This is a genomic window from Actinomadura darangshiensis, from assembly GCF_004349235.1.
In the GTDB taxonomy this organism is placed as follows: Bacteria; Actinomycetota; Actinomycetes; order Streptosporangiales; family Streptosporangiaceae; genus Spirillospora; species Spirillospora darangshiensis.
In genome coordinates this window covers 1-23,375 of sequence record NZ_SMKY01000129.1, presented here as the reverse complement: position 1 = coordinate 23,375, position 23,375 = coordinate 1, and the positions used below count along the sequence as shown (strand labels likewise).

General features: G+C 68.3%; 17 protein-coding genes, 1 pseudogene and 2 CRISPR repeat arrays. Of the genes and pseudogenes, 4 read left to right on the top strand and 14 right to left on the bottom strand.

All coding sequences use genetic code 11. From position 1 onward, the window contains the following. Positions 1-370 precede the first annotated feature (370 nt). Positions 371-511: pseudogene (locus tag E1293_RS25425) on the bottom strand (ATP-binding protein); the annotation flags it as partial. Between the two features lie 144 nt (positions 512-655). Here E1293_RS25425 and E1293_RS25420 point away from each other — a divergent pair. The 3 genes from E1293_RS25420 (at position 656) to E1293_RS25410 (ending at position 3,690) form a co-directional block, all read left to right on the top strand. Beyond that, positions 656-1,723 (top strand): tyrosine-type recombinase/integrase, encoded by a 1,068-nt coding sequence (locus tag E1293_RS25420; RefSeq protein ID WP_132199971.1) that lies wholly within the window; start codon positions 656-658, stop codon positions 1,721-1,723. Beyond that, positions 1,720-2,037, top strand: a complete 318-nt coding sequence (locus E1293_RS25415) for a helix-turn-helix domain-containing protein (RefSeq protein WP_132199970.1) — start codon at positions 1,720-1,722, stop codon at positions 2,035-2,037. The genes E1293_RS25420 and E1293_RS25415 overlap by 4 nt, the downstream gene beginning before the upstream one ends. 579 nt (positions 2,038-2,616) lie before the next feature. Next, positions 2,617-3,690 (top strand): tyrosine-type recombinase/integrase, encoded by a 1,074-nt coding sequence (locus tag E1293_RS25410; protein ID WP_207939085.1) that lies wholly within the window; start codon positions 2,617-2,619, stop codon positions 3,688-3,690. A gap of 8 nt (positions 3,691-3,698) precedes the next feature. On the opposite strand, the gene E1293_RS25405 is transcribed toward E1293_RS25410, so the two are convergent. The 10 genes from E1293_RS25405 to casA all read right to left on the bottom strand — a co-directional run bounded on the left by E1293_RS25405 (position 3,699) and on the right by casA (position 15,903). After that, positions 3,699-4,109 (bottom strand): HIT family protein, encoded by a 411-nt coding sequence (locus tag E1293_RS25405; protein WP_207939084.1) that lies wholly within the window; start codon positions 4,107-4,109, stop codon positions 3,699-3,701. Further along, a complete protein-coding gene (gene istB, locus E1293_RS25400) occupies positions 4,048-4,824 on the bottom strand; it encodes an IS21-like element helper ATPase IstB (RefSeq protein WP_132199967.1) in 777 nt (258 codons plus the stop codon). Before istB ends, E1293_RS25405 begins: the two co-directional genes overlap by 62 nt. A gap of 54 nt (positions 4,825-4,878) precedes the next feature. Next, positions 4,879-6,312: an IS21 family transposase gene (istA, locus tag E1293_RS25395; RefSeq protein ID WP_207939083.1), complete on the bottom strand. Its 1,434-nt coding sequence runs from the start codon at positions 6,310-6,312 to the stop codon at positions 4,879-4,881. A gap of 183 nt (positions 6,313-6,495) precedes the next feature. Next, positions 6,496-9,454: a CRISPR direct-repeat array (repeat unit 28 nt; unit sequence GAACCATCCCCGCGGGCGCGGGGCCGAC). 39 nt (positions 9,455-9,493) lie between these two features. Then, positions 9,494-9,805: a type I-E CRISPR-associated endoribonuclease Cas2e gene (gene cas2e, locus E1293_RS25390; RefSeq protein WP_132199966.1), complete on the bottom strand. Its 312-nt coding sequence runs from the start codon at positions 9,803-9,805 to the stop codon at positions 9,494-9,496. Next, positions 9,802-10,821, bottom strand: coding sequence for a type I-E CRISPR-associated endonuclease Cas1e (gene cas1e / locus E1293_RS25385; protein WP_132199965.1), 1,020 nt, complete (start codon positions 10,819-10,821; stop codon positions 9,802-9,804). The genes cas2e and cas1e overlap by 4 nt, the downstream gene beginning before the upstream one ends. A 3-nt stretch (positions 10,822-10,824) precedes the next feature. Next, positions 10,825-11,577: a type I-E CRISPR-associated protein Cas6/Cse3/CasE gene (gene cas6e, locus E1293_RS25380; RefSeq protein ID WP_132199964.1), complete on the bottom strand. Its 753-nt coding sequence runs from the start codon at positions 11,575-11,577 to the stop codon at positions 10,825-10,827. Between the two features lie 6 nt (positions 11,578-11,583). Further along, positions 11,584-12,381, bottom strand: coding sequence for a type I-E CRISPR-associated protein Cas5/CasD (cas5e, locus tag E1293_RS25375; RefSeq protein WP_132199963.1), 798 nt, complete (start codon positions 12,379-12,381; stop codon positions 11,584-11,586). Next, positions 12,381-13,520, bottom strand: a complete 1,140-nt coding sequence (cas7e, locus tag E1293_RS25370) for a type I-E CRISPR-associated protein Cas7/Cse4/CasC (RefSeq protein ID WP_132199962.1) — start codon at positions 13,518-13,520, stop codon at positions 12,381-12,383. Before cas7e ends, cas5e begins: the two co-directional genes overlap by 1 nt. A gap of 56 nt (positions 13,521-13,576) precedes the next feature. Then, a complete protein-coding gene (casB, locus tag E1293_RS25365; protein WP_132199961.1) occupies positions 13,577-14,191 on the bottom strand; it encodes a type I-E CRISPR-associated protein Cse2/CasB in 615 nt (204 codons plus the stop codon). A 14-nt stretch (positions 14,192-14,205) separates the two neighbouring features. Beyond that, a complete protein-coding gene (casA, locus tag E1293_RS25360; RefSeq protein ID WP_132199960.1) occupies positions 14,206-15,903 on the bottom strand; it encodes a type I-E CRISPR-associated protein Cse1/CasA in 1,698 nt (565 codons plus the stop codon). A gap of 515 nt (positions 15,904-16,418) precedes the next feature. Here casA and E1293_RS25355 point away from each other — a divergent pair. Then, positions 16,419-17,180 carry a class I SAM-dependent methyltransferase gene (locus tag E1293_RS25355; RefSeq protein ID WP_207939082.1) on the top strand — a complete coding sequence of 254 codons (762 nt, stop codon included), beginning with the start codon at positions 16,419-16,421 and terminating at the stop codon, positions 17,178-17,180. Positions 17,181-17,211: 31 nt separating this feature from the next. On the opposite strand, the gene E1293_RS25350 is transcribed toward E1293_RS25355, so the two are convergent. The 3 genes from E1293_RS25350 to E1293_RS50775 all read right to left on the bottom strand — a co-directional run bounded on the left by E1293_RS25350 (position 17,212) and on the right by E1293_RS50775 (position 21,784). After that, entirely contained in the window at positions 17,212-18,327 is a 1,116-nt protein-coding gene (locus E1293_RS25350) for an IS630 family transposase (protein ID WP_132199972.1), read from the bottom strand. 245 nt (positions 18,328-18,572) lie between these two features. Next, complete coding sequence (cas3, locus tag E1293_RS25345; RefSeq protein WP_132199959.1) at positions 18,573-21,473, bottom strand: CRISPR-associated helicase Cas3'; 2,901 nt, start codon at positions 21,471-21,473, stop codon at positions 18,573-18,575. A 71-nt stretch (positions 21,474-21,544) separates the two neighbouring features. Beyond that, complete coding sequence (locus E1293_RS50775) at positions 21,545-21,784, bottom strand: HD domain-containing protein (RefSeq protein ID WP_424923669.1); 240 nt, start codon at positions 21,782-21,784, stop codon at positions 21,545-21,547. A 261-nt stretch (positions 21,785-22,045) separates the two neighbouring features. Further along, positions 22,046-23,354: direct repeats of the CRISPR family, unit length 28 nt; unit sequence GTCGGCCCCGCGCCTGCGGGGATGGTTC. Positions 23,355-23,375 lie beyond the last annotated feature (21 nt).

Below are 23,375 nucleotides of genomic sequence, written 5' to 3'. Positions count from 1 at the left end.
CGTGTCCGGTGAGCGCACACGAGCACCTCCCGGCCAGATCGACAGATCCGGTTGAGGACCCTTGGTCAGTCAGTCGGTGGGTCAGACCCCGCCGGGAGGTGCTCACCTACATCCTCACTGTCAGTCGGCTCTACCGAATCCGGATACTCAGGCCCGAACCTCATCTACGCCGGAGCTGGCCTCGGCGCCTCTGATCATCCGGGGTGGTTGCGGCCGCGAGAAGCAGGAACGTTTGTGCGTCGGTTTGAGCGACGGTTGGGGGTCCGCGGGGGCGGTGATGTTGACGAGATTCAGCGACGGTGACGTGGGGGTGGATAGGTGAAGGGCGGGCCGCGATGCGGTCCCGCCCTTGGGTGAGCTGTGGTGGGGGTCAACCGGCAGCGTGCTCCCTGGCTCGGGTCTGGGCGAGGCGGTAGGAGTCGGTGCCGGTCTCGATGATGGTGCCGCCGAAGGTGAGGCGGTCGACGATCGCGGCGCAGAGGCGGGGGTCGGTGAAGGTCTTGGCCCAGCCAACTGGGGCTGGCACATGTTCGTGGTGACCGATCCGTGCTGCTGGCTGGGATCTTTCGTTATTTCGCGTTCCGAGGATCTTTGAGGCGTCGGGCTCGTATGTTAGGCACCACCTTATTTCTTCAAGTGTGAAGAAGGTGTGCCGGTGGCGCCGTCTCGGTTGCGGGTGGTGGAGGGCGGGGCCGCTCCGCAGGAGCCGCTGGTCATCGACCCGTTGGAGTACCAGGCCCGATGCGTGGAGGCGTTCGTCGCCTCGTGGACGGCTCGCGGGTTCAGCCCGGTGACGATCGAGAACGACACCGGGCTGCTGGAACGGACCTTGGTGGCATTGGGCCGTCCGGCGTGGGAGGTGACACCCGAGGACATCGACCGGGTCGTCGGGGACCTGGCCGTCGCCGGGCGTGCGGCCTCGACCCGGCGGGATTATGTGCAGACCTTCAAGGGCTTCCACCGGTTCTTGCAGGTCCGCAAGGCGGTCGAGATCGAGGCGGCGTTCGGGGTCCGGTTGGTGTGCCCGGTGGATGAGTTCAACGCCTCCCGGCATGTCGGCGATGATTCCCCGGCCGAGCTGCCGCCACCGACCCCGGAACGGGTCACCGAGTTCTTTGAGTTCCTCAAGACCCGCATCGCGACCGCCCGCAAGTACGCACCGGCGGCCCGCGACTATGCGATGTTCCGGACGCTGTATCACGCCGGGCTGCGCTCGGAGGAGGCCGCGCTGCTGGACCGCCCCGACGTGCATTTCAACCGGGGGCCGTTCGGCAAGCTGCATGTCCGGTTCGGCAAGGGCGCCCACACCTCCGGGCCGCGTCCGCGGTGGGTGCCGCTGCTGGACGGCCTGGACCTGGTGCTGCGCTGGTTCCTCGACGACGTGCGCGGCAGATTTCCTGACTCGGCCGTGCTGTTCGCCGATGAGTCGGGCGGGAGCCTGCATCGCGGGACGATCCGCAATCGGCTGCGGTATCTGATGCGGCTGGAGGGCCGGCCAGAGGCCGACTGGTTCAGCCCGCATGCTTTGCGCCGGGCGTGTGCGACCCACAATTACGAACGCGGCGTGGACTTGGTCGCGATCCAGCAATTGCTCGGGCACTGGACCGTGTCCTCGACGATGCGGTATGTCCGTCCCTCGGCCACCTTCATTGAGGACGCCTATCGGCGGGCGGTGACCACCACGCTGACCGAACTGACCGACGGAGGGGAGCCGCCCGCATGAAGATCCGGTGGAAGCTGCGGATGGCCGCGGCGCAGCGGGAGGTGTGGACCGGCGCCCAGCTGCGCCGGCTGCTGGCCGAGCGGGCCGGGCTGGAGCTGTCGGCAGCATCGGTGTCGGCGCTGTTCACCAAGGAGCCCTCCCAGGTGAAGCTGTCCACCCTGGCGGCGTTGTGCACCGCACTGGAGTGCACACCCAACGATCTGTTCGAGGTCGACACCACCCCGGTCGAGCGGCCCGCCCGGCCGCCGCAGGCGGTGACCGAGCAGCCCAAGTCCGCCTCCGCCGGCGGGGGCCGGTCCATGCCGCCCCTGTGATGGCAGAGGACGAAACGGATGGGCAAACGGCAACGCGACTGTGTGGAGTGCGGAGCATCGGTCGGCATCATCGGCCGCCGGCACTGCTGCCGATGCCAGAACCGCCTCAAAGAAGCGGCGCTCAAGGCGACCTGCCCGAACTGCGGCAAGCAACGGGTCCTGCGGGATGACACCGGACGGTGCATCACCTGCTCACGGATATGCATTACGTGCGGGCACCCGGTCCGCGCCAAGGACACGACCCTTTGCCGGGACTGCGCCCGCCGGGCCCGCCAGCAGGCGGCCCAGCAGCCGTGCCCCAGGTGCCGCCGCCCCGGCTATCTCCGCGACGGCACCGGCTGGTGCGGCCCGTGCTCACGCCCCCGCCGGCCCAAAGACCCGCCGCGCGTCTGTACCGAGTGCGGTCAGCTCCGTCGTCACGCCGGCTTCGGCTTGTGCTCGGCGTGCTGGCAGAGCCGCCCAGAGCGACCCTTCAACGCGGGTGACAACCTCCTCGCCCGCCTGGCCGGCCCGCCGCCCTGGCTGGGTGATCTCATCGGCCACCTAGCCTCCGGTCATTCCCCGGCCCGGGCTTGCAACATGATCGGCGATCTGGGGCGGCTGCTGGAGGACCAACATTCCAACCATCCTCAAGCGCTGCTGGAGCGGGCTCGTCTGCCCGGACGGTCGATGGGACCCCTCGCCCGAGCGCTGGAGACCTTCTTCACCGACCGCGGCCTGGCTCTGGCCACCGACCAGGCAGAGCAACTGGCAGCCGGACGACGTCGTCGCCGTATCGATGCGGTCCCTGAACCGCTGCGCCCGGCGGTGGAGTCCTTCAATACCTTCATGCTGCGGTCACGGGAACGCGCCCGCAGGGCCGGCACCCTGCCCCGCAGTGACGTCACGATCGACGGCAAGCTGTCGACCGTGCGTGACCTGGCCAAACTCATTACCGAGCGAGGTAAGCAGGACTGGGCGCTGGTCGAGGTGCACGACATCGAAGCGTTCCTGAACATCCTGCCCAAGGGGCGCTCCAGGCGGCTGACGATCACCCGGCAGTTCTTCCGCTTCGCCAAGGCCCACAAGATCGTGCTGGTCGATCCCACCCGGGGCCTGTCGGCGAAAGCGACCAAGGGCTTCACCGGCAAGATCCTCACCCTTGACCAGCAACGAGAGCTGTTCCGCCGATGGACCACCGACCCGGCAGCCCACCCTCATGAGGTGCTGCTGGGCATCCTTGCCCTGCTCCACGGAGCCTCCAGCAACGAGATCCGCCACCTGCGCATCGCCGACCTCGATCCCCTCGACCGGACGATCCGGCTAGGACAGCGCCCGCACCCGGTGCCGATGGACCCGGTGAGCTGGACAGTCCTGCAACGGTGCCTGACCCATCGCCAGATCCAGCGCACCGACAACCCCCATGTGATGGTCACCAAGGGCACCAAGGCAGGGAAGACGCCGGCCTCGATCGCCTATGTCAGCCACGTCCTGGACGCCTGCGGCATCTCGCCCCGGACATTGCGCTCCACCCGCCTGGTCGACCTGGTCAACACCATGGACCCCAAACTGGTCGCCGCCGCGTTCGGCATGAGCCCCGAAGGCGTCATGATCTACCTCGCCGACCACATCGATCCGACCCGCGAGGCCGCACTGCCAGCAGACAGGCCCTGAGCGCGAAGTCACTTCGCCGCAGCCACCAGCTCCAAGGTCTGTTCGAGCTCCTGGTCCGGAGCCGGCTGAGAACTCCACATCAGCCGCAGATCGTCACCATGCCAGCGCGGAACCACGTGCGTGTGAAAGTGAAAGACCTCCTGCCAGGCGGCCTCGCCAGTTGAATGCACGATGTTCACCCCGTCGGGAGCAAGCGCCGCCTTCACCAAAGCGGAGACTCGATGCACCATCCCGGCGACATGCGCATGGGTTGCCTCGGAGATCGCCCACACGTCCGGCGCATGCTCGCGCGGGACGACCAGGGTATGTCCCCGCGAGGCCGGGGCAATGTCGAGGAACGCCACGGTGTGCTCATCCTCAAGGACACGGTAGGAGGGCAGCCGACCGGCAACAATCTTGCAGAAGGTGCAGTCGTTCACCCACCCGATGATCGCACCCGGCCCACCCCCGCGACACCAACCTGTGCAACTTCAGCCGCCACCTTGCACACGTTCGCGCGAACATATGCGCTTTAGAGAAGGCCTTGTTGCTGGTCAGCAGGATCGAGCCCTTTTCATACCTTTTCGAGATCATCTGGAAGACCAAGTTGGCTTCGTCGCGGGCCAGCGGCAGGTAGCCGACCTCGTCCAGCACGAGCACGTGCGGACGGAGATAGACGCGGAGCTTGGTGGCGAGCCGGCCGATGGCGTCGGCGGCCTTGAGCTGGCGGACCATGTCGTCCAGCGTGGTGAAGTAGACGCTGAAGCCGGCCCGGCAGGCCGCGACCGCCAGGGCGACGGCGATGTGGGTCTTGCCGACTCCGGGCGGGCCGAGCAGGGCGGCGTTGGATTTGGCCTCCACGAAGGCCAGGGTGGCCAGGTCCCGGACTTTGCGGGCGTCCAGTTCGGGCTGGTAGGAGAAGTCGTAGTCGTCGAGGGTCTTGTGGTGCGGCATCCGGGAGATGCGCAGCGCGTGCCGGATGCGGCGTTCCTCGCGGACGGCGAGTTCTTCTTCCAGTGCCAGGTCCAGGAAGTCCAGGTAGCCCATCTTCGCCTCGTCGGCGCGGCCGACGAACTCGCCCAACTGCTGGGCCAGGTGCGGCAGCCCGAGCTTGGCGGCGGTGGCGCGGATCCGGGTGGTGACCAACTCACTCAACGGATTTCAATCCTTCTGGCTCGTGGAGATCTGGGCTGGTGAACGGCTGGGTGATCAGGTGAAGGGGCCGGTGCCGGTGATCTGGTCATAGACCGACAGCGGTCGCCGGTCGACCTCGACCTTGGCGGCGTCGGCCCGGGCCAGCAGGAAGCGCAAGGCTCCGGCCGGTTCTGGGCGCTGCCGGCGTGGGGCCAGGTCGTCGGCGCCATCGCCTGGGCCGCCGCCGGTGGTGGTGGCGCGGGTGTGCCCGTCGGGCAGCCCGTTCCAGTGGTCGGGGTCGATCACCTTGGCGCCGCGGCCGACCGCCCGCGGGTGCACCGCCAGCAGAGTGATCCCGTTCTCGTCGGGGACGGTGGCGTGCAGGCTGACGGTGGCCGCCGACGCCCGCACCTCCACCAGCTGCCGGGGGAACACCCGGGCCGCGGGAACGGAGTAGAGGTTGGCCTCGAAAGCGACCAGGCAGTCCTTACCGACGTGCCGCAGATGCCGGTCGCTCACCAGATACGGGCGGGCCGGAGCCGGCCGCAGCGCGACGTGATCGCGGCGGGCCCGGACCCCGATCACCTCGCCGTGGGTGCGGTGCACGGTGCGGCGGCGCAGCGGCACCCACGACAGGAACGCGGTGTCCATCTCCTCCAGCGACGCGAACGACCGGCCGGCCAGTACGTGGTCGCGGACGATGGTGACCTGCCGCTCGACGCGGCCCTTGCCGGTCGGGCGGTAGGCGGCCAGCACATCGATGGTGAAGTCGTAGTGCCCGGCGAACGCCACCGCCTCGGGATGCAGCGGCACCGCCTTGCCCGGCGCGACGTGCCGCCGCACCACGGTCTTGGTCCGGTCGTAGACGATCGAGCCCGGCACCCCGCCGAAGTGCTCGAACGCCCGCCGGTGACACGCCCAGAACGTGGCCTGGTCCTGACTGGTGGTGAAACAGCAGAACGGGTCCCGCGAATACGACAGCACCATGTGGAAGGAGTAGACCTTCGCGATGCCCATGTGCGCCAGGACGCCGCCCTCATCGCCCCAGTCGACCTGGGCCTGGGCACCCGGCACCACCTCGAACCGGCGATGCAGCCCCGCCAGCTCCCGGGGGGTGAACCCCAGCTCTTCGGCGATCCGCGGCCGGGCCTCCTGCAGATACAGCTTCACCCGCTGATAGCTACCGGTGAACCCGTACTCCTCGACCAGCCGCTCGTAAATGACCGTGCCCTTGAGCAGCAGCTCAGCCCGCAACCACGCATCGATCACCGGCGCGTACGCCGCGATCATCTGATTCCGCCGGCTCGGCCGCGGGGCCGCAGTCGGAGGCGCCGCCGCCAGGCCGTCCTCCTGCAGGTACTTGCGCACCGTACGCCAGTTCAACCCGGTCTCCCGCGCGATCTCCGAGATCGTCGCACCCGATTCCCGCAACGCCCGGAACCGGCGCAACTCAAGCCACCGCTCGGCCTCAAGCACCACCGCGACCCCCACCAGGATGATCAATGTCACCCGGCAGGCTTCACGACCACCCCATCGCCACCTCGGCCGACACGCTGATCACCTCTGCACATTTACCTGTACCTGGGTCTGCACATGAACCCGTACGCCGACAGCAGCATCTGATGGGCGGCCGAACCATCCCGCGGGCGCGGGGCCGACGGCCGGCCGCCCGGGCCGCGCTTGGGCGTGCCGGAACCATCCCCGCGAGCGCGGGGCCGACGTGATGGTGTCGATGGTTTCGTCGCCGTCCGGGGAACCATCCCCGCGGGCGCGGGGCCGACCGGCCAGTGCTGTGGGCGATCGAGCGTTCTTGCGAACCATCCCCGCAGGCGCGGGGCCGACCCGTCTCCGCTGGGCGTGTGCGAGTGCGGCCGCGAACCATCCCCGCGGGCGCGGGGCCGACACCTGCGGCTCCATCACCGCCGAGCCGTTACGCGAACCATCCCCGCGGGCGCGGGGCCGACATGACGGTAGCCGCGCCATGTGTCAGCCCTTGAGAACCATCCCCGCGGGCGCGGGGCCGACGTCCTACACCTCGCTCATCCCGACGGACACGTAGAACCATCCCCGCGGGCGCGGGGCCGACCCCGACACGGCCGCCCTCGACCTGTCGGACGTCGAACCATCCCCGCGGGCGCGGGGCCGACTCTCCATAACCGGCTGCCCCCTACTCCGCGTAGGAACCATCCCCGCGGGCGCGGGGCCGACGGGGTGGCTCTCGGACGAGACCGTGATCCAGGCGAACCATCCCCGCGGGCGCGGGGCCGACTCGCGGACCAGGTCGACCGCGAACGCGCACCGCGAACCATCCCCGCGGGCGCGGGGCCGACTCCACGGTTTCGAGGGGGTGACCGCCGTAATGCGAACCATCCCCGCGGGCGCGGGGCCGACGGCCGGTCCGCCAGGACATGACCGCGAGCGCGAGAACCATCCCCGCGGGCGCGGGGCCGACCGGCTGGACAAAGTGGACATGCCGAAATCCCCCGAACCATCCCCGCGGGCGCGGGGCCGACCACCTCGGGGGGGGTTCAGTGTCTACGGTAGTCCGAACCATCCCCGCGGGCGCGGGGCCGACGACGGCGCCGGCCCAGGGGGCGCCCGGTTCGCCTGAACCATCCCCGCGGGCGCGGGGCCGACCAACTGATCGCGCATCGCACCGGGAACGGCGTCGAACCATCCCCGCGGGCGCGGGGCCGACGCGCGTAGGTTTCGCGGTCCTGTGGGACCTCGGGAACCATCCCCGCGGGCGCGGGGCCGACGCCCGCGCGTCCAGCAGCTCGCGGCGCCACGCCGAACCATCCCCGCGGGCGCGGGGCCGACTAGCCCAGCGGATAAGACTCATTATCCGCTCAGGAACCATCCCGCGGGCGCGGGGCCGACGCCTGGGCGCGCAGCGGATGCCACCCGAGCCGCGAACCATCCCCGCGGGCGCGGGGCCGACCCGGCCGCGCCACTACCTGACCGTCCCGCGCGAGAACCATCCCCGCGGGCGCGGGGCCGACCATGGCCCACGCGGTCGCATGCCTGAACTTCCCGAACCATCCCCGCGGGCGCGGGGCCGACGCGCTATTCCTCGCTACTGCTGAAAAAGCAGGCGAACCATCCCCGCGGGCGCGGGGCCGACCAGGTATGCGGGGCTTCGACGTGTTCCCTCACAGAACCATCCCCGCGGGCGCGGGGCCGACGCGGACGAGTGCCCGGTCGATGGTGTTGACCCAGAACCATCCCCGCGGGCGCGGGGCCGACTGGGTGTGGTCATGGATCCTCCGATCCTCGGGAGAACCATCCCCGCGGGCGCGGGGCCGACCTCCTCATCGGTCTGGTAGTAGCGGCGGATGTCGAACCATCCCCGCGGGCGCGGGGCCGACGGTCATCAGCGTCCCCGGCTTTCCGCAGCGGACGAACCATCCCCGCGGGCGCGGGGCCGACACCACGAACGCCCGCCTTCTTCGGAGGGCGGGCGTGAACCATCCCCGCGGGCGCGGGGCCGACCGACCGAGGAGTCCCACCCACCACCCGGTGTGTGAACCATCCCCGCGGGCGCGGGGCCGACCGCCCCCTGCTCTACAGTCAGCCCATGGAATCCGAACCATCCCCGCGGGCGCGGGGCCGACTCCCGCGGGCTCGTCTACGCCAAGGTGCAGGAGGAACCATCCCCGCGGGCGCGGGGCCGACACCCGTTCCAATCAAAATAGAGAGGCAGGATGCGAACCATCCCCGCGGGCGCGGGGCCGACATCCGGCGCATCCCCCACGTCTTCCCCGCGCGCGAACCATCCCCGCGGGCGCGGGGCCGACAGCGTGCACATTCACGATTTCGGTGAAATCCAGGAACCATCCCCGCGGGCGCGGGGCCGACTCCGAGCCGGGGGGCCTGGCCGGCGTCCGGGAAGAACCATCCCCGCGGGCGCGGGGCCGACGTCAATAACGCCGGCCTGGCAAGGCAAATCCAGGAACCATCCCCGCGGGCGCGGGGCCGACGTACTCCTCGTCCCACTCCTCATCCCAGTCGAGGAACCATCCCCGCGGGCGCGGGGCCGACGAGCCGTGCGGCATGGGCTTGTCGCAGTCGGGCGAACCATCCCCGCGGGCGCGGGGCCGACACGCGCCGCGTCCCTCAGCCGCCCCCTGGCGGCGAACCATCCCCGCGGGCGCGGGGCCGACTACCCCGCGATTCGCTCACCGTCGGCGACGGCCGAACCATCCCCGCGGGCGCGGGGCCGACCGGCGGCTGCAGGTCGATCGTGATCCGGACGGGGAACCATCCCCGCGGGCGCGGGGCCGACTCGGGCACCCGGGTGCCCTTGTCCACGCGGCGCGAACCATCCCCGCGGGCGCGGGGCCGACGACGCGCCATCATCCCGATGAACTACGAAGCCAGAACCATCCCCGCGGGCGCGGGGCCGACCCGGTCAGACCACGCCGGAACCGCGCCACGTCAGAACCATCCCCGCGGGCGCGGGGCCGACCCCAAGTAGGCGCTCATGGACGATCCGGGACGCGAACCATCCCCGCGGGCGCGGGGCCGACTCCGGCCCCGGGTCCTTGGGACCGGCCACGAGCGAACCATCCCCGCGGGCGCGGGGCCGACGCCTCGATGTCGGTGACGGTGTCCTCCGACATCGAACCATCCCCGCGGGCGCGGGGCCGACCGCCACCCTGGCGGGGCCGACACTTGCTGACCTGCGGCGTTACCTCGAAGTGGGTGGGTTTTCATTCGGTCGGTTTCGGCGGCGGGCGGAGAGGATGAGGCCGTCGAAGTCGACGGGCTTCCACCGGTCCTTGCCAGCGGTGCGGACGGACCAGCCTTGTTCGTTGGTGGCTGGTTCGACGAGGATGGCTTGGCCGTCGCCGATGCGAGTGGCGAGCAGGTCCCAGATGCGGTCGCGGATGCGGCGGCTGGGGTTGCCGACGAAAACTCCGGCGTGCACTTCGACCATCCAGCGGGTGAGGTGGCCGCGGAGTCCCTCTGGGGCGGCGACGAGGACGATGACCGTTGTCATGTTGTGCTGTCGCTGGTGGGTGGTTCGAATTCGGGGCCGATGATGGCCAGATGCTGGTCACCCATGCCAGGCTGAATGAGGTCTTCGCTTCCGGACCAGTTCACACCGCCGGAGACCGCTCCAGCATGTTCGTCCCAGAGTTGGTTGATGTCCTCGTCAACGGGAAGCCGCGTGGCCTCATCGGGAGTAAGCAGCGTCTTGACATCGTGGACGATGCGTCCCAGGAGGCGGTTTTCGGCGATGAGGTCGCGGAGGCCGGTTCGTGCGTCGCGTTCATCGGTGAGTCCTTGGGCCGCCAGGTCGAAGGCCAGGGGGATGGTGTATTCGGCCTTGTAGAGGTCGGCGACGTCCAGGACGAAGGAGATCGCTGATCCGGTGTGGACGAAGCCGAGGCCGGGGCTGGCGCCGAGGCCGACGATGACGGCGTGGCAGATGCCGTAGAGGGCGGCGTTAGCGGCTGAGAGCAGCCGGTTGAGGTCGTCGCCAGCGGCGTGGGCGTCGCCGGCTTTGTATTCACGGCGGTTCCAGGTGACACCGGTGCGTTCCGCGTGGGTTTGGTAGAGCTTGCGGATGCGGGTGCCTTCACGTCCGCGAAGTTGTTGCATGGTTGCGGTGGAGACGTCCTCGCCGGGGAAGCGCATGGCGTACATGGCGCGGGCGACGTTGAGGCGTTCTTTGGGGCGGGTGACCAGATAGGCTTGCCGCTGGAGGAGGCCGACGCCGCGGGCGGGGCCGAGCCCGGAGGCGTAGAGGCGCACACCTTGCTGGCCGACCCAGCAGATGGCGGTGCCGGAGTCGCCCAGGAGGTTGACGGCGCCGTGGGTGATGCGGGTGCCGGGGCCGAGCAGCAGGACGGCGACCAGCGCTGCGGGGACGCGGACAGTTTCGCGTTTGTTGATGACGACGACGGCGTTTTCGTCACGATCAACGTGGCTGCGTTCGACGTAGACGCTGGAGACGCGGTCTTGAAGTCGGTGCAGGTCGTGGGGGTGGGCCTTCCACCAGATGTCGGGCACGGGTCATCCGGTTGGTGTGAGGGGGGCGAGGGTGAGGAGGCCGCAGCCGTATGCCTTGCTTGGGCCGATGCCTGCTAGCAGGGCTTGGGTGAGTTGGTCGGTGTCGGTGATGCGGAGTCTGCCCTCGAAGGTTGCTGTGTAGAGGGTGATGGGGGCTCCGCGTCCGTTCTTGGTGAACGACTGGCGATCGCGGGCGGTGATCCGGATGTCGGGAGCGGGTTGGGGCGGCTGATCGTCGAGTCCGGGCGCCGCGGGGTCGGTGCGGGCTTCTGGGATGTTGAAGCCCCATTTGGCGGTGCGTTCCAGGAACCAGCCGAGTTGGGCGGCGGCGGTGCGGTGGGGGATGCGGTGGGCGCGCCGGTCGCCGCGGGCAGTGCGTTCGCGTTGAGCCGGCGTGGGCTTTATCGGGTTGAAGGTGTTCTGTACGGGGTGCGTGGTGACGCGGAAGTGGAATTCGCGGCCGAGTGCGAGTTGGGCGAGCAGCGGTTTGTAGTCGCGGACGGACGCATGCTCGCCTTCGGCGTCGGGCCAGCCGGCGGTCTCGACCAGGTGGGTCCAGTCGGGGCGAGATGAGCTGAGGACAAACAGCAGGGGTCGATGGGGGTTGTCGGTGTCCAGCCGCCACAGGGCCCGTTCGGCGTCGGGCGGTGTTGGGATCCCGCCGACGACGGCGGCGTGCATGGCGCGTGGGCTGGCGAGGAGCTTGCGGCTTTCGGCGCGCAGGGGGTTGACCCGGATGCGCGATAGGTAGGTCATCGTGTTTCACCAGCCCAGCAGGGCGAAGGGATCGTGGCCGCCGTCTGCGGTGGAAGAGGAGGAGACTGGGAAGCCGGTGGGGACCGATACCCAGTCGTGCCGGACGCGGCGGCTGGTGAACTGGCGGCTGCGCGGGTCGAACGACAGCGGCACGTCATGCTGGATGTCGTCGCCGTCGTCGGCCTCGAGGGTGACGGGCAGCCGGATGTGGGACGGCTTCCCGTGGCGGCTCCCGTGTTTGTCTCGGGCGTACTGCGATACCTGCCAGGGCAGCGTGGTCAGCACTTCCATAAGGTCCCCGTTGTGCAGGCCGAGAGAGATTGGCTGGGTGGGGACGCAGGCACGACGGCCGAGTGCCAATGGGAACGCGGGGGTGGTGACCGCGTGGGCCAGGGATTCGATGAGGGTCTCGTCACCGGTGACGGCGGCGACGAAGACCGCGTCTTGCAGGTAGAAGCGCTGTGTGACGTGGGTGTACTTGGCCGGGGACGTGGGTTTCTGGGTGCCTTTGGCGCTGACCGCGGACTGAGGGAGCGGGCGTCCTCGGTGGTCGCTGACGGTGTGGTAGTCGCGCAGGAGGGTGCCGGGCTGGTCGACACGGATGCCCAGGTGCAGTGCGTTCAGGTCGTCCAGCGGATGTTCGCGGGGACGTCCGGCAGCGGCGGCCAGAAGGCCGAGGACGCCGGACTTGGTGGGTTCCGGGCGTGTTTCACGGCGGTTGAAGGCGCTTTTGTCGCCCCACGATTGCAGGGGGCCGGCCAGGCGCAGGGCTAGAACCGTGGTGTCGGGGCGGGTTCTGGGCATCACGCCTGCTTCCAGGTTCGGACGAGGACGTCCTGAAGTCCGGTCAGCAGTTCGGGGAAGGTCTGGTTGGCGCCGAACGCCTCGGTGAGCTGGGCGATGTCACCGTTCTCGGCCGTGAACGTGTGGCACATCGCCGCATGAACCGGGGTGCTGGCCCATTGGCGGCAGGAGGAGGTGAACTCGGATGCGAACTTGACGGCTGAGGTGGCGGCGATTCCATCGGTGTCTGGCACGGGGCGCTCGAACGCTGAGATGAGGTTGACGGGCTGGTCGTCGCGGACCACCACAGCGACCAGGCTGGGCAGGGTGCGGTGGGCGAAGGCGTTGATGTGCCCGGTCGGCATGGAGCGGGCGAACGCCTCGGCGAACCGGCTGGTGGCCTCCAGCGCGGCGTCGGTGCCGCCCAGGTTCTCGGCGAGCTGGTGCAGGCTGACGGTTGCGTACCGATAGAGGGTGGCGGAGTTGTAGCCGACGTAGCCGATCATCCCGGCACCGGTCTCGTCGACCTTCTGGCTCTCGTCGTCGACGGCTGTGTAGTAGTCCGACTCCAAGACCACTTCGTGGGTGGAAAGGGCGTGCGCGACCTGGACAGCGGCGTCGACGTTCAGGGACGGGATGTCGGCGACCATGCGGCCGAAGAGCGCGACTTCCATGGGGTGGCCGCTCTGCAGCTTCTCTTTGACCGCGAGGTCTTGTGCGGCCTTCTTGAGCGCGTCGTCGTCGAGGGCCGACAATTCCTGTGCGCGCCCGGTGATCAGGCCGGTGATGTCGTCGAGCTGCTGGTAGCCGAAGAACAGCAGGTAGGCGGTGTCTCCCGCCTTCTTTCCGGCCTTGATCCCGAGCGGTTCAAGGACGGCGCCGGCGATTCGCGCCGCCTGCTCGGCGTCCAGTTCGGTGCGGTCCTCGATCCGCTTGGCGAGCTGCCCGGCGATCCGCTTGGTGCGGGTGGCGTGCTGCGCCGGGGGGAGGTGCTCGGCGAAGGTCATCCGGGTGGCTCGCTTCCACGCCTGCGAGGAGACGCGGGACCGCCGCTTGCCGCCGAAGTATGCCTCCTTGGGGTTTCCCTGGTCGTCGCGGTTGAGGTTCGCGGGCGGGACGGTCTGCAGGATGTGGAAGTCGACGTATTGGCGCTTGTTCATGGTCTCTCCAACAGCGTTGGTGGGGGACAAGACGCCTCGACCCCCAAGGCGTCTTGTCAGGAACCGGCCGGTTCATCGGGCCGGGCAGTTCGTGGGCTGCTCGCCGCGCCGTTCTCCGCCTGGTCCGGGGCGTCGATCCAGACCTGGTAGTCGACCGCCCACTTACGGCGTGCACGCTGCCTGCCGTCAGTGGAGTGCCAGTCGTGGATGAGCTTCATCAGCTGGTCGTAGTCGAGCGGCTGGTTGATGGTGCGGAGCTGGTCGATCAGGCTCCGCAGTCGCATCAACAGCGCCGTTACATTGGTGGCGGTCGCCGCGGCGTCTACACGGGCGTCCACGGCCTGCTGGCTGAACTTGCCGTCCTCCCGCAGCTTGCGCAGCGCCTTCCCGAGCGGGACGCCGGGACGGTGCATGGGCCGGGTCTTGGACTGCTGATGCAATCCGAACAGAGCCAGCGCGGCATGCTCGGCCGCCTGCTCGATCGATACTTCGCCGCGCCGTGCGGCCCAGTCGTCGATCTCACAGGTGTAGTACCGGCACAGGGCCGGGACCGTGCCTGCGTCGCGCCCAAGACCAGTGCGCATGACCGCCAAGTCCTCACCAGGGGGCCTGCGTTTGTCCCGCCAGGCGCCGTCAGGTCCGACGTACTTGTTCCAGTAGCGCTGTGCCATGCCAGACCTCCCGCTCAGGTGGCCGTGTCGACGGTGTCGGCGCGGTCGGTGGACGTAGACATCGCCTGCTCTCGCCGTGCGTCGGCAGCAGCGGGAAGGATCTTGTTGAGCCGTGTCCGGAAGTTGTACTCGGCGGTACCCAGCGAGTACGTCCAGGCCGAGGCCCCCTCCCCTGTACCGCGGCGAAGTTGGCGGCCGGCGAATACGCTCTCAGGGACGGCTGCGAACAGTGGCTCGGCTATCTCCCGAGCGGCCCGATGGGCGGTCAGCTCCCAGGCGAGCAGCCCCTGCTGGATAACGTCCCAGTCCTGCTCGGTCTGGATTCTGGCCAAGACGCGGCGTACCACCGAGTCCAGGGCGTGCAGCACCTGCTCCCCAGGACGCTGCGCCTTGTCCCACGGGATCGGAGCCAGCCCAGTGGCTCGGCGTAGATCCCCTGAAAGGTGGTTGACGGCCCGAGCAAGATCCTCGGCCTGCTGCACCAAGCCGAGTAGCAGCCCGTAGGTGTCCGCGTCCTCACGCAAGCCGGCCACGGGCAGCGGAATCTCATCGTGGTAAACGTCCTCGATAACCGCGGACTGGTTTCCGTAGACGATGCCGAAAGCGCTCACCCGGAGCGGGTACTCGTCGGGGAGGATTCCCTCCGCCTCCAGATCGCCCACCTGCACGAGCAGCGTGCTGGTTTCGACCGACCCTCCGGCCGAGCCGTCCGCGCGTTCCAGGGCCAGCAGGGCTTCCAGCCCTCGCCAGATCGCTTTGCCGCTGGTGTGGCGCCGTGGCCGTCGGTCCACGGCCGAAGCCTTCTCTGCAGATTTCTTGAATGCCCAGGCGGTGTGCGGCTCCCATTCGGGGATCGTTCGCACCCGGTCCCCGGCGGCCAGCACGATCCGGACGACCCGGTCGCCTTCTGGACTCGGTTCTGGAATTAGGCGTATCCGACGGGCCTGCCACGTCCAGAGGTCGAGCATCCCGTCGGGGGTGCGGATCTCCCAACCTGCCTGGGCAGGTTCGGCGGCACGCCACTGGGGGGATCCGGCTTGAGCCCGAGAACTGATCGGAATGTTGAGGAGCAACGTCTCGTACAGCGTCGGCCCCATCGGCACGAGCAATCCCAGCTGCCCGAGCGGACCAGTGGGGTTCCCGGTCGTCTTCCCAGCCTTGACGTGTGCTTCATCGCCCTTGGCCCCGGGCTTGATGGCCGCGGTATCCCAGCAGTGCGCATGCAGAAGCCACCGCGCCGCCTGCGCCGGCGTCAACGGCAGTGCGTCGCTCTCGGTGCGGGAGGCAAACAGCGGCACGTTGTTGCCCGTCGCCTCGGTCGGCACGATCAGCCCTGACCCCTTGGTCTCCCCGTTCGTCGCCTCCAGCCCGGCGACCTGGGCGAAGGGGGCAGAAGAGCTGAACAAGTCGAACCGCGCCCGGTGCTCGTCCAGATAACCCCCAAGCCGGTCGACTTCCACCTGGCTGAACCGCCCGGCAGCGAACCGACGTTTCCAGTCCGCCCGATCCGCCGGAGCGCCCAACGCGTCCATCACGATCGGGAGGAGGACCTGACGCAGCAGCGCCGGAACCTGGGTCGGTAGTTCAACCACCAGGTCGGTGAGCTCGTGCGAGTCGAGCAGCGCCTCACCGATGCCGACATCGACGACCGTGCCGCCGTCCTTACGACGCAGAGGCAGCCAGCCTTCGTCTATCAAGTCGAAACGCGCCATCACGTTCCTTGCCGCCATGCCCACTGCTGGGGCGTGGACTGCCGTTGGGTTGCCTGGAGCATAGGAGCCGACTCTGACACTCCCAGCCGCTCACGTTCCGGAGTTGCCCGATCCCGGCCGGTTCCGGTCGAGATCGGGCGTGGATCACACCTGGCGGAACACTGGCAGCCGGTGGATGCTGCTCGCCGACGTGATTCAGCCGGCGCTTCCGGCCTTGTGCGCCGCAGCCATTCCGATCACCGCGATCGAGAGCAGGACGGTGGCAAGGTGGAGACCCCCGGCCCGGTAGCCGACAGCTCCACAGGCGAGGGCAGAAGAGCAGGCGAGGAGAGCGGCGGCCCCGACATTCGCTCGGATAACGATCTTCACGGATGACCCTCCATTGGTCAACTGGCTATGACTAGAGCGAAAACTCTACACTGAGCGCGTTCTGAACACCGCTAGTGCTGTGACCGGAAACGATCACCGGGTTGGTGGTGGTCGTATGTTTGGCGCAGGGGGGCGATGATGAGGGTGTGATCGCCAACTCTCGCGCCCAGTCGTTCGATGTAGCCGCGGCTCAGTACGCGGCGAGTCGGCCTTCTTATCCAGTCACGCTCTTTGAGGCCATCGAGGAGTTCGCAGGCTGTCGTCTGGCAGGTGCCCGGGTCGCCGATGTCGGCGCGGGTACCGGAATCGCCAGCGTGCTTTTGCGGGAGAGGGGTGCCGATGTGATCGCTGTGGAGCCGGGTGAGGCCATGGCTGGTGAGTTGCACCGGGCGCTCCCGGGGGTGCCGATCGTGAGAGGTGACGGTAACGCTCTGCCGCTGGCCGGGGCTTCCTGCGACCTCATCACCTATGCGCAGTCCTGGCAGTGGACCGACCCCGGCCGGTCTGTCCCGGAGGCGTTGCGTGTTCTGCGAGCGAGCGGTGCGTTGGCGATCTGGTGGAACACCACGGCCTTTGACGTGCCGTGGATCCGCGAGCAGCACGGACGCATCGCCCACTACTGCGGGGTGAAGCCAAGGTCTGCGGTGCGCCCTTCGGACAGCGATGCCATCCGGTTGGCGGGTCTGACGGGTCTGCGGGTTGCGCGCCGTCAAATGCGCTGGAGCCGCACCGTCTCTTTGGACGTGCATCTCGCCAACATCGGCAGCCGCTCGGCATTCCTCGTCCTTGAAGACGCCGCTCGCCATGCGTTTTTCGTCGATGAGCGTGAACGGCTGGGCAGAATTTTTCCTCGCCAGGAGGTGGAAGAGACCTACGTGGTTGATCTCCTGGTGGCGCTGCGTCCCTGACGTTGCGCGGCAGCGGGGCAGGGCGGGGCGGTCAGGCTGCCAAGGCGAGTGGTCGTCCGCCCCAGCGGATGCCTTTCTCGCTGCGGATGCGGGCGCGTTCCTTTCGTTCGGCGGCCAGGACGTCGCGGTGGCGGGCGTTGGCGTTGCGCCAGCGCAGGTAGGCGTGCAGGGCCCGGGTCTGTACGGGGTGGTTGGAGTTGGCGACGGTGAACTGCCTCAGCGGTCCAAAGTGCGCCTCGATCGGGTTCGCCCAGGAGGCGTAGGTCGGGGTGAAGCACAACTCGACCTTGTTCTTGTTCGCCCAGCGGCGAATGTCGGTGCCTTTGCGGGCGGACAGGTTGTCCAGGATTACGTAAATGGGTGCGCCGTCGGACCGGGCAGCGCGGATCGACTTCAGCGCGGCCAGCGTGTTCGTGGCACCCTTCTTCCGACGGTTGACGCCCCACAGGGTGTCGTCACCAAGCGAGTAGCAGCCGTGGAAGTAGCGCACGCCGTGGGTGCGGTGGTAGGTGGCCGGCAGCCGGTCGGGATGCCCCTGCTCGGCCCAGCCAGAACCCGCGGTCGGCCTGATCCCGAGCGGCCCGAACTCGTCGAACGCGAAGACCCGGTCGGGGAAACGGTCCATCACTTCCTCGATCCGGTCCAGCTTCACCTCCCGCTCGGGATCCGGGGATTCCTTCCATGTTTTGGTGCGCTGGAAGGTGACGCCGCGGCGGGCGAGCAGGCCACGTAAAGCCTCGCGGCCGATGCGGATGACCTGACCATGGACTTTCCGCAGGTAGGCAACGAGCTTGCGCAGAGACCAGCGGGTGAAGGGCTGACCGAGCTTGGTCGGGCGGGTGGTGGCCGTCTGGATGACGAAGTTCTCGTCGTCAGTGCCGAGTCGGTGGGGACGGCCTCCCGCCCACTGAGGGTCCAGGCAGGCCAGGCCGATCTCGTTGAACCGGTGGATCACATCGCGAACGGTGTCCGCGTCGGCTTGCACCAGCTGCGCGATCACCGGCACCCGGTTCCCGCCGGCCGAGGCCAGCAGCATCATCGCGCGCCGGTAGCGCACTGGGTTGGCGCTGCCCCGGCGCACGATCTGCTGCAGCCTCCGACCTTCCTGGTCGGTCAGTCTGCGCACACGGACAGGCTCGGCCACCATGCCTCCAGCGGTCGGATCGGACGTCACCTCACATCCAACCGCCACGACCACCAACCCGGTGATCATTTCCGGTCACAGCACTAGAAAGGTGGGAAGGTGGGCTTAGAGCCCCGCCAAGTCACTCCGAGGGCGTGCGGGGATGGCTCCTGCCTGTGACTGGAGCGCACGTTGGAGCGCACGTTGACCCCGCGGATGCGGGGATACGTCCGGTGTCGTCTGGTCAACCACCAGACGACACCGGGCAGTCAACGGGTTCGGTTCCTCCTGACCACTAGACCGAGCGACTCGTCGTAGCTCACCTGTGCTTCGCCAACGGTCGCGATGCCGGACTCGGGGATGATCAGGGCCCGGCTGTGGCGGAGCCAAGGGTGGTCGCGCCAGCCGTCCAAGAGGCTGAGTTCCTGTTCGGCTGACCTGGTGAGTGACGACGGAAGACGCACGGTGGCGCCCAGTAGTTCGTCCAGCAGCTCCGGCGGAGGCTCCTCCCCCGTGACGGCGATCCGCCGGCCCTGGAGAGTGCTGAACCTCGCTCCGTCATGGCGGACGAGGATGGCTTCGATGCTGGGCTCGCCATCTCGTACAAGCGCTTGGAACTTCTCGTCCCCCAAGCCCTCTTTTGACGCGCCGATGTGGACGCCCGCAAGAGTGGGGCGCTCGTGCTCGCCGAACCTGGACAGGAGGAACGGCTGGGCATTCTCCGCCCGCTGCTGCTGCACCTTCGCCCATCTCGCGTAAGCCTTCCGCTCCGCGCTACGCCAGGTCTGCGGAATCCAGCCGACGTCGTCGCCGTAAACGCGTGCCACGAGCTCGGGAACCTGGCTCGGGATGCTCCACTTGGTCGGCTGCGTCTCCAGCAGGGCCGCCGTCCGGAGCAGCAGGTAGCGTCCGTAGATAGCTTCGCTGCCGACAATGAAGCTGGGCTCTTGTCTTTCGACGGGCGCGAAGCCCGTGATGACCACGCGTGGCGCGCGTATTGGTGCAGGTCTTGGCACCTGGGCATGCCGGTGCAGCCGACCAATGCGTTGCAGTAGCAAGTCGACCGGCGCCAGGTCCGTGATCAGCAAGTCGACGTCAACGTCGAAGGACTGCTCAGCCAGCTGCGTCGCGACCAATATCAACCGCGGCCGTGGACGGTCACCAGCACCTCCTGCCCTGGGACCGAGCAGGTCTAGTGCCTGCTCGGTCCGTCCGGCCCGGTGGGCGGCGTGCAGGCGACCATGAAGCAGACGCACATCCTGGCCGAACCTGCGCCGCAGTGCTTGATAGGTCTCCTGCGCACGGTCGACGGTGTTGCGGATGACCAGTGCACAGCCGCCCTCCCGCAACCGCGTGTCCAACAACTCGGCGACGGCTGCGGTGCCCGGGGATTCGCCCCGCCCCTGAGCCGTTGTCGCCTGTTCTGTCTCAGCTAGGACCTCAATCCCCACTGCCAGGTCCGCTCGCCATGACGAGGTGCTGCGGACCAGCACCTTCGGCTCAGGTTCCCCATGCCACGCGGCGGTGACGTTCGGATATCCCTGCGGTTCTGGGATAGCGACGTCCGGGACGTCTTCCCGGGAAGCAGCGCCCGCGAGATATGCCTTCACGAGGGTCTGGCGCTGGCCTGGAGGGAGGGTCGCCGACAGCAACACCACTGGTGTTCTCGCCTGTCCCAGCCACCACAACCCCTCGGCCAGGAATTGAGACATGTAGACGTCCGCCGCATGAACCTCATCTAGCACCACGACCTTGCCGGTCAGGCCCGCCACGCGCAGCATCACATGCTTCGTACGAGTCGCCGCGAACAGCAACTGATCAATCGTCCCCACCACGAACGGAGTGAGAAGACCCCGCTTCGCCCCAAGAAACCACTCCGCCGGCGCGCGGCGTTCAGGCTCATCGCACAATTCAACTGGACCCATGCCGTACTGCACGTCCTCCTCGATCGTGCCGTACAGGTCATCGGGGGTCTGGCCAGCATCCTCCAGGAGCGATTGCCACTCCTTGTTGAAGCGTCGCTTGCCGTGCAGCAGTGCGACCTCGGCCCCCAAGCCGGGCTCGATCCGCTCGACCCATTTGCGCACCTGCGTGAACATCGGATCAGCTGTCGCCTGAGTAGGCATGCCGACGAACACACCGTCTGCGCCGAAACGAGCACCGACGATCTCAGCTGCCCCCAACGCGGCTTTGGTCTTCCCCTCCCCCATCGGGGCCTCGACGATCATGAGACCAGGCTGGGGCATTTGCCGCGCCACTTGCATCACCAGCATCTGAGACTCACGAGGAGGTTCATCGAAGCGGTCCTGGAAGAAGGTGGGCTCAGGAACCGGGCGCATTCCCCAGCCGCCTCGCAGACCCAACGCCGACCAGGCGGCTGACGCGCGATCGCGGGCCCGTGCCAGACTTATCGACGGAAGATCATTTATTCCCTTGAAGTGTTGTTCGTTGCTGGCAATCCAGTCGGCCATTACGATCAGACCGCTCAAATGGAGCTGCTGGGCACGGGTAGGAACCCGGTGAGGCTCAACTGCGCTTGGGGCGTCGAACCCCAACTCTTCAGTGAAGATCTGGACCAACGCGTCTTGAACCCGTGCCCACTGCTGGTCTTTTCCCTGATGATGGCCAAGCCCCGCCTTCGGCGGCCGCAAGCCCGCCAAAGGCGGAAACAGGCCATGGTGTCCCGCGATCAGCGGCCATACCCACTCGATCTGCTCGCCATCCCACCCTGCCGTGGCCAAAACCTCCCGGACCAGCCGACCTCCCGCCCGGTCGTGCCGCCACCGCCCCTTCTCCAACATGCGCGGTGACCACCCGAGTCCGGCTCGGCGCACCGCGGCGGCCCCAGCGTCGTCCATGCTCTGGAAGGCGGGCGTCGCCTTCCCGCAGTCGTGCATCCCGCACAACCAACTGAAGAAGCCTCGCCCCCTCCCCACCCCACCAGCGACCCTGTCCAGCCACGATCGCGTCCTCGGGGCCAAATAATGATCCCAGATATGCTCCGCCACGGCTGCTGTATCCAGCAGATGGGAGATCAGCAAGTTTGGTCGGCCACCGGCTTTCCCAGCTGACTTCCCCCACAGTGCACCGAGTTGAAGATTCAGCTGGCCGTCCGAATGTTCCACGCTAACCACCAAACCCCCCGACAGCAAACGAATTCCGGTACGCATCGACGTATACTCCGACGCTCTTTGTTGCATGAAAAACGAGCAAGCTCGTATCCAGCCAAACGAAAACTGGCCTACCACCGCCTAACATTGCAGGTCAGCGAGCGTCGTCCGCCCCGAGCCCCTCCATCTCGCCGGCGCGACGGTCGCCCCCGCGCCGCCCGGGACCATCCGAGCCACCCCCGCCCAGAACCCGGGCGAGCAGTAGCAGAATCCATATGCTGGAACGCAGGGGTAGACTTACCGATGTCATGGATGCAACACACCCATGCGAACAACCTTCGTCCCCCACTTCTGCCAGCGATACCGTCCAACGCCCGGCGGACTCACGGATTGACCTGGCCACCAACTTTGCTCGCGCTCTTTGCCCACAGGGCCCCAAGAGGATCTTGCGTGCACAGGATTGGCCCTTCGATACTCACACCCGGACGGTAGCGAAGCACGCCGACAAAACAACTTTCATGTCTGAAACACGGTGCACAGTAAGATCATCACGGCCGGATGGCACGAGCATGATCACAAACCAACCGAATGAAAATCAGCCCTACTCTTGCTAACGTCGCAGGTCAGCAAGTGTCGGCCCCGCGCCTGCGGGGATGGTTCCCCGACCCGGTTCGACGTGCCGGGCCCGATCCTGTCGGCCCCGCGCCTGCGGGGATGGTTCCTCGATCGTGCTCGGCGGGTTCGCCGAGGTGGAGTCGGCCCCGCGCCTGCGGGGATGGTTCTCCCGGTGGGGCGCCACCGACCAGAGCGGTGACGTCGGCCCCGCGCCTGCGGGGATGGTTCCCGCGCCACCCGCAGCACGACGGCGGCTAGATCGTCGGCCCCGCGCCTGCGGGGATGGTTCGTGGCGAGCGTTTCGGCAGCTCACGACGAGTGGGTCGGCCCCGCGCCTGCGGGGATGGTTCTGGGCTCCCTCCTACCTGGAGGGCGAGGGCTGCGTCGGCCCCGCGCCTGCGGGGATGGTTCGACGTTCCGGCTTTGCTCGTGCAGTGCGTGCGCGTCGGCCCCGCGCCTGCGGGGATGGTTCGAGCGCGCCCGGTCGCCGCGATAGCGGCACGATGTCGGCCCCGCGCCTGCGGGGATGGTTCCCGAGCTTCGGCGGTCCAATGCCGCCGGCAAACGTCGGCCCCGCGCCTGCGGGGATGGTTCCTCAGCTCCGGCCTCTACTCGCTCTTCCAGATCGTCGGCCCCGCGCCTGCGGGGATGGTTCATGGCACACGGCTTTGAGAAGCCATGTGCTGGAGTCGGCCCCGCGCCTGCGGGGATGGTTCGATGGACGCCGACCACAAGGGCCACCGCAACGCGTCGGCCCCGCGCCTGCGGGGATGGTTCCGATCTGCTCGCCACGATCAGCGTCCACAGCGGGTCGGCCCCGCGCCTGCGGGGATGGTTCGCGGCTGGACACCCAGGACACGAACAAGGACGGGTCGGCCCCGCGCCTGCGGGGATGGTTCCAGCCCATAGCTTGCTACAGCGTTCTACACTTCGTCGGCCCCGCGCCTGCGGGGATGGTTCGCGCATGGAGGCGGTACAGTCGCCCCAGCGGCGGTCGGCCCCGCGCCTGCGGGGATGGTTCGTTCGCCGGCGGCGTCACCTACAAGGTCGTCGCGTCGGCCCCGCGCCTGCGGGGATGGTTCCTGGCGGGTCGTCTGGTATGCGGCGATCGATACGTCGGCCCCGCGCCTGCGGGGATGGTTCCCCGCCGTCGCGACCGCGCTGCACATCGGGCTGGTCGGCCCCGCGCCTGCGGGGATGGTTCGTCGGCGGGCGCGGTGGAGTGGGGGAGGGCCGCGTCGGCCCCGCGCCTGCGGGGATGGTTCGCGCACAGTCGGCGACGTCGACCCCCAGACCAAGTCGGCCCCGCGCCTGCGGGGATGGTTCTGGGGTTGAACAGGTGGGATG

Bases quoted from the DNA above. Each gene is read 5' to 3' on its own strand.
- cas7e (WP_132199962.1), bottom strand. From the start codon at position 13,520: ATGAACAAGCGCCAATACGTCGACTTCCACATCCTGCAGACCGTCCCG.
- cas2e (WP_132199966.1), bottom strand. From the start codon at position 9,805: ATGACAACGGTCATCGTCCTCGTCGCCGCCCCAGAGGGACTCCGCGGC.
- E1293_RS25410 (WP_207939085.1), top strand. From the start codon at position 2,617: ATGATCGGCGATCTGGGGCGGCTGCTGGAGGACCAACATTCCAACCAT.
- cas3 (WP_132199959.1), bottom strand. From the start codon at position 21,473: ATGCGTACCGGAATTCGTTTGCTGTCGGGGGGTTTGGTGGTTAGCGTG.
- E1293_RS25415 (WP_132199970.1), top strand. From the start codon at position 1,720: ATGAAGATCCGGTGGAAGCTGCGGATGGCCGCGGCGCAGCGGGAGGTG.
- casB (WP_132199961.1), bottom strand. From the start codon at position 14,191: ATGGCACAGCGCTACTGGAACAAGTACGTCGGACCTGACGGCGCCTGG.
- cas6e (WP_132199964.1), bottom strand. From the start codon at position 11,577: ATGACCTACCTATCGCGCATCCGGGTCAACCCCCTGCGCGCCGAAAGC.
- cas5e (WP_132199963.1), bottom strand. From the start codon at position 12,381: ATGCCCAGAACCCGCCCCGACACCACGGTTCTAGCCCTGCGCCTGGCC.
- E1293_RS25350 (WP_132199972.1), bottom strand. From the start codon at position 18,327: ATGGTGGCCGAGCCTGTCCGTGTGCGCAGACTGACCGACCAGGAAGGT.
- casA (WP_132199960.1), bottom strand. From the start codon at position 15,903: ATGGCGCGTTTCGACTTGATAGACGAAGGCTGGCTGCCTCTGCGTCGT.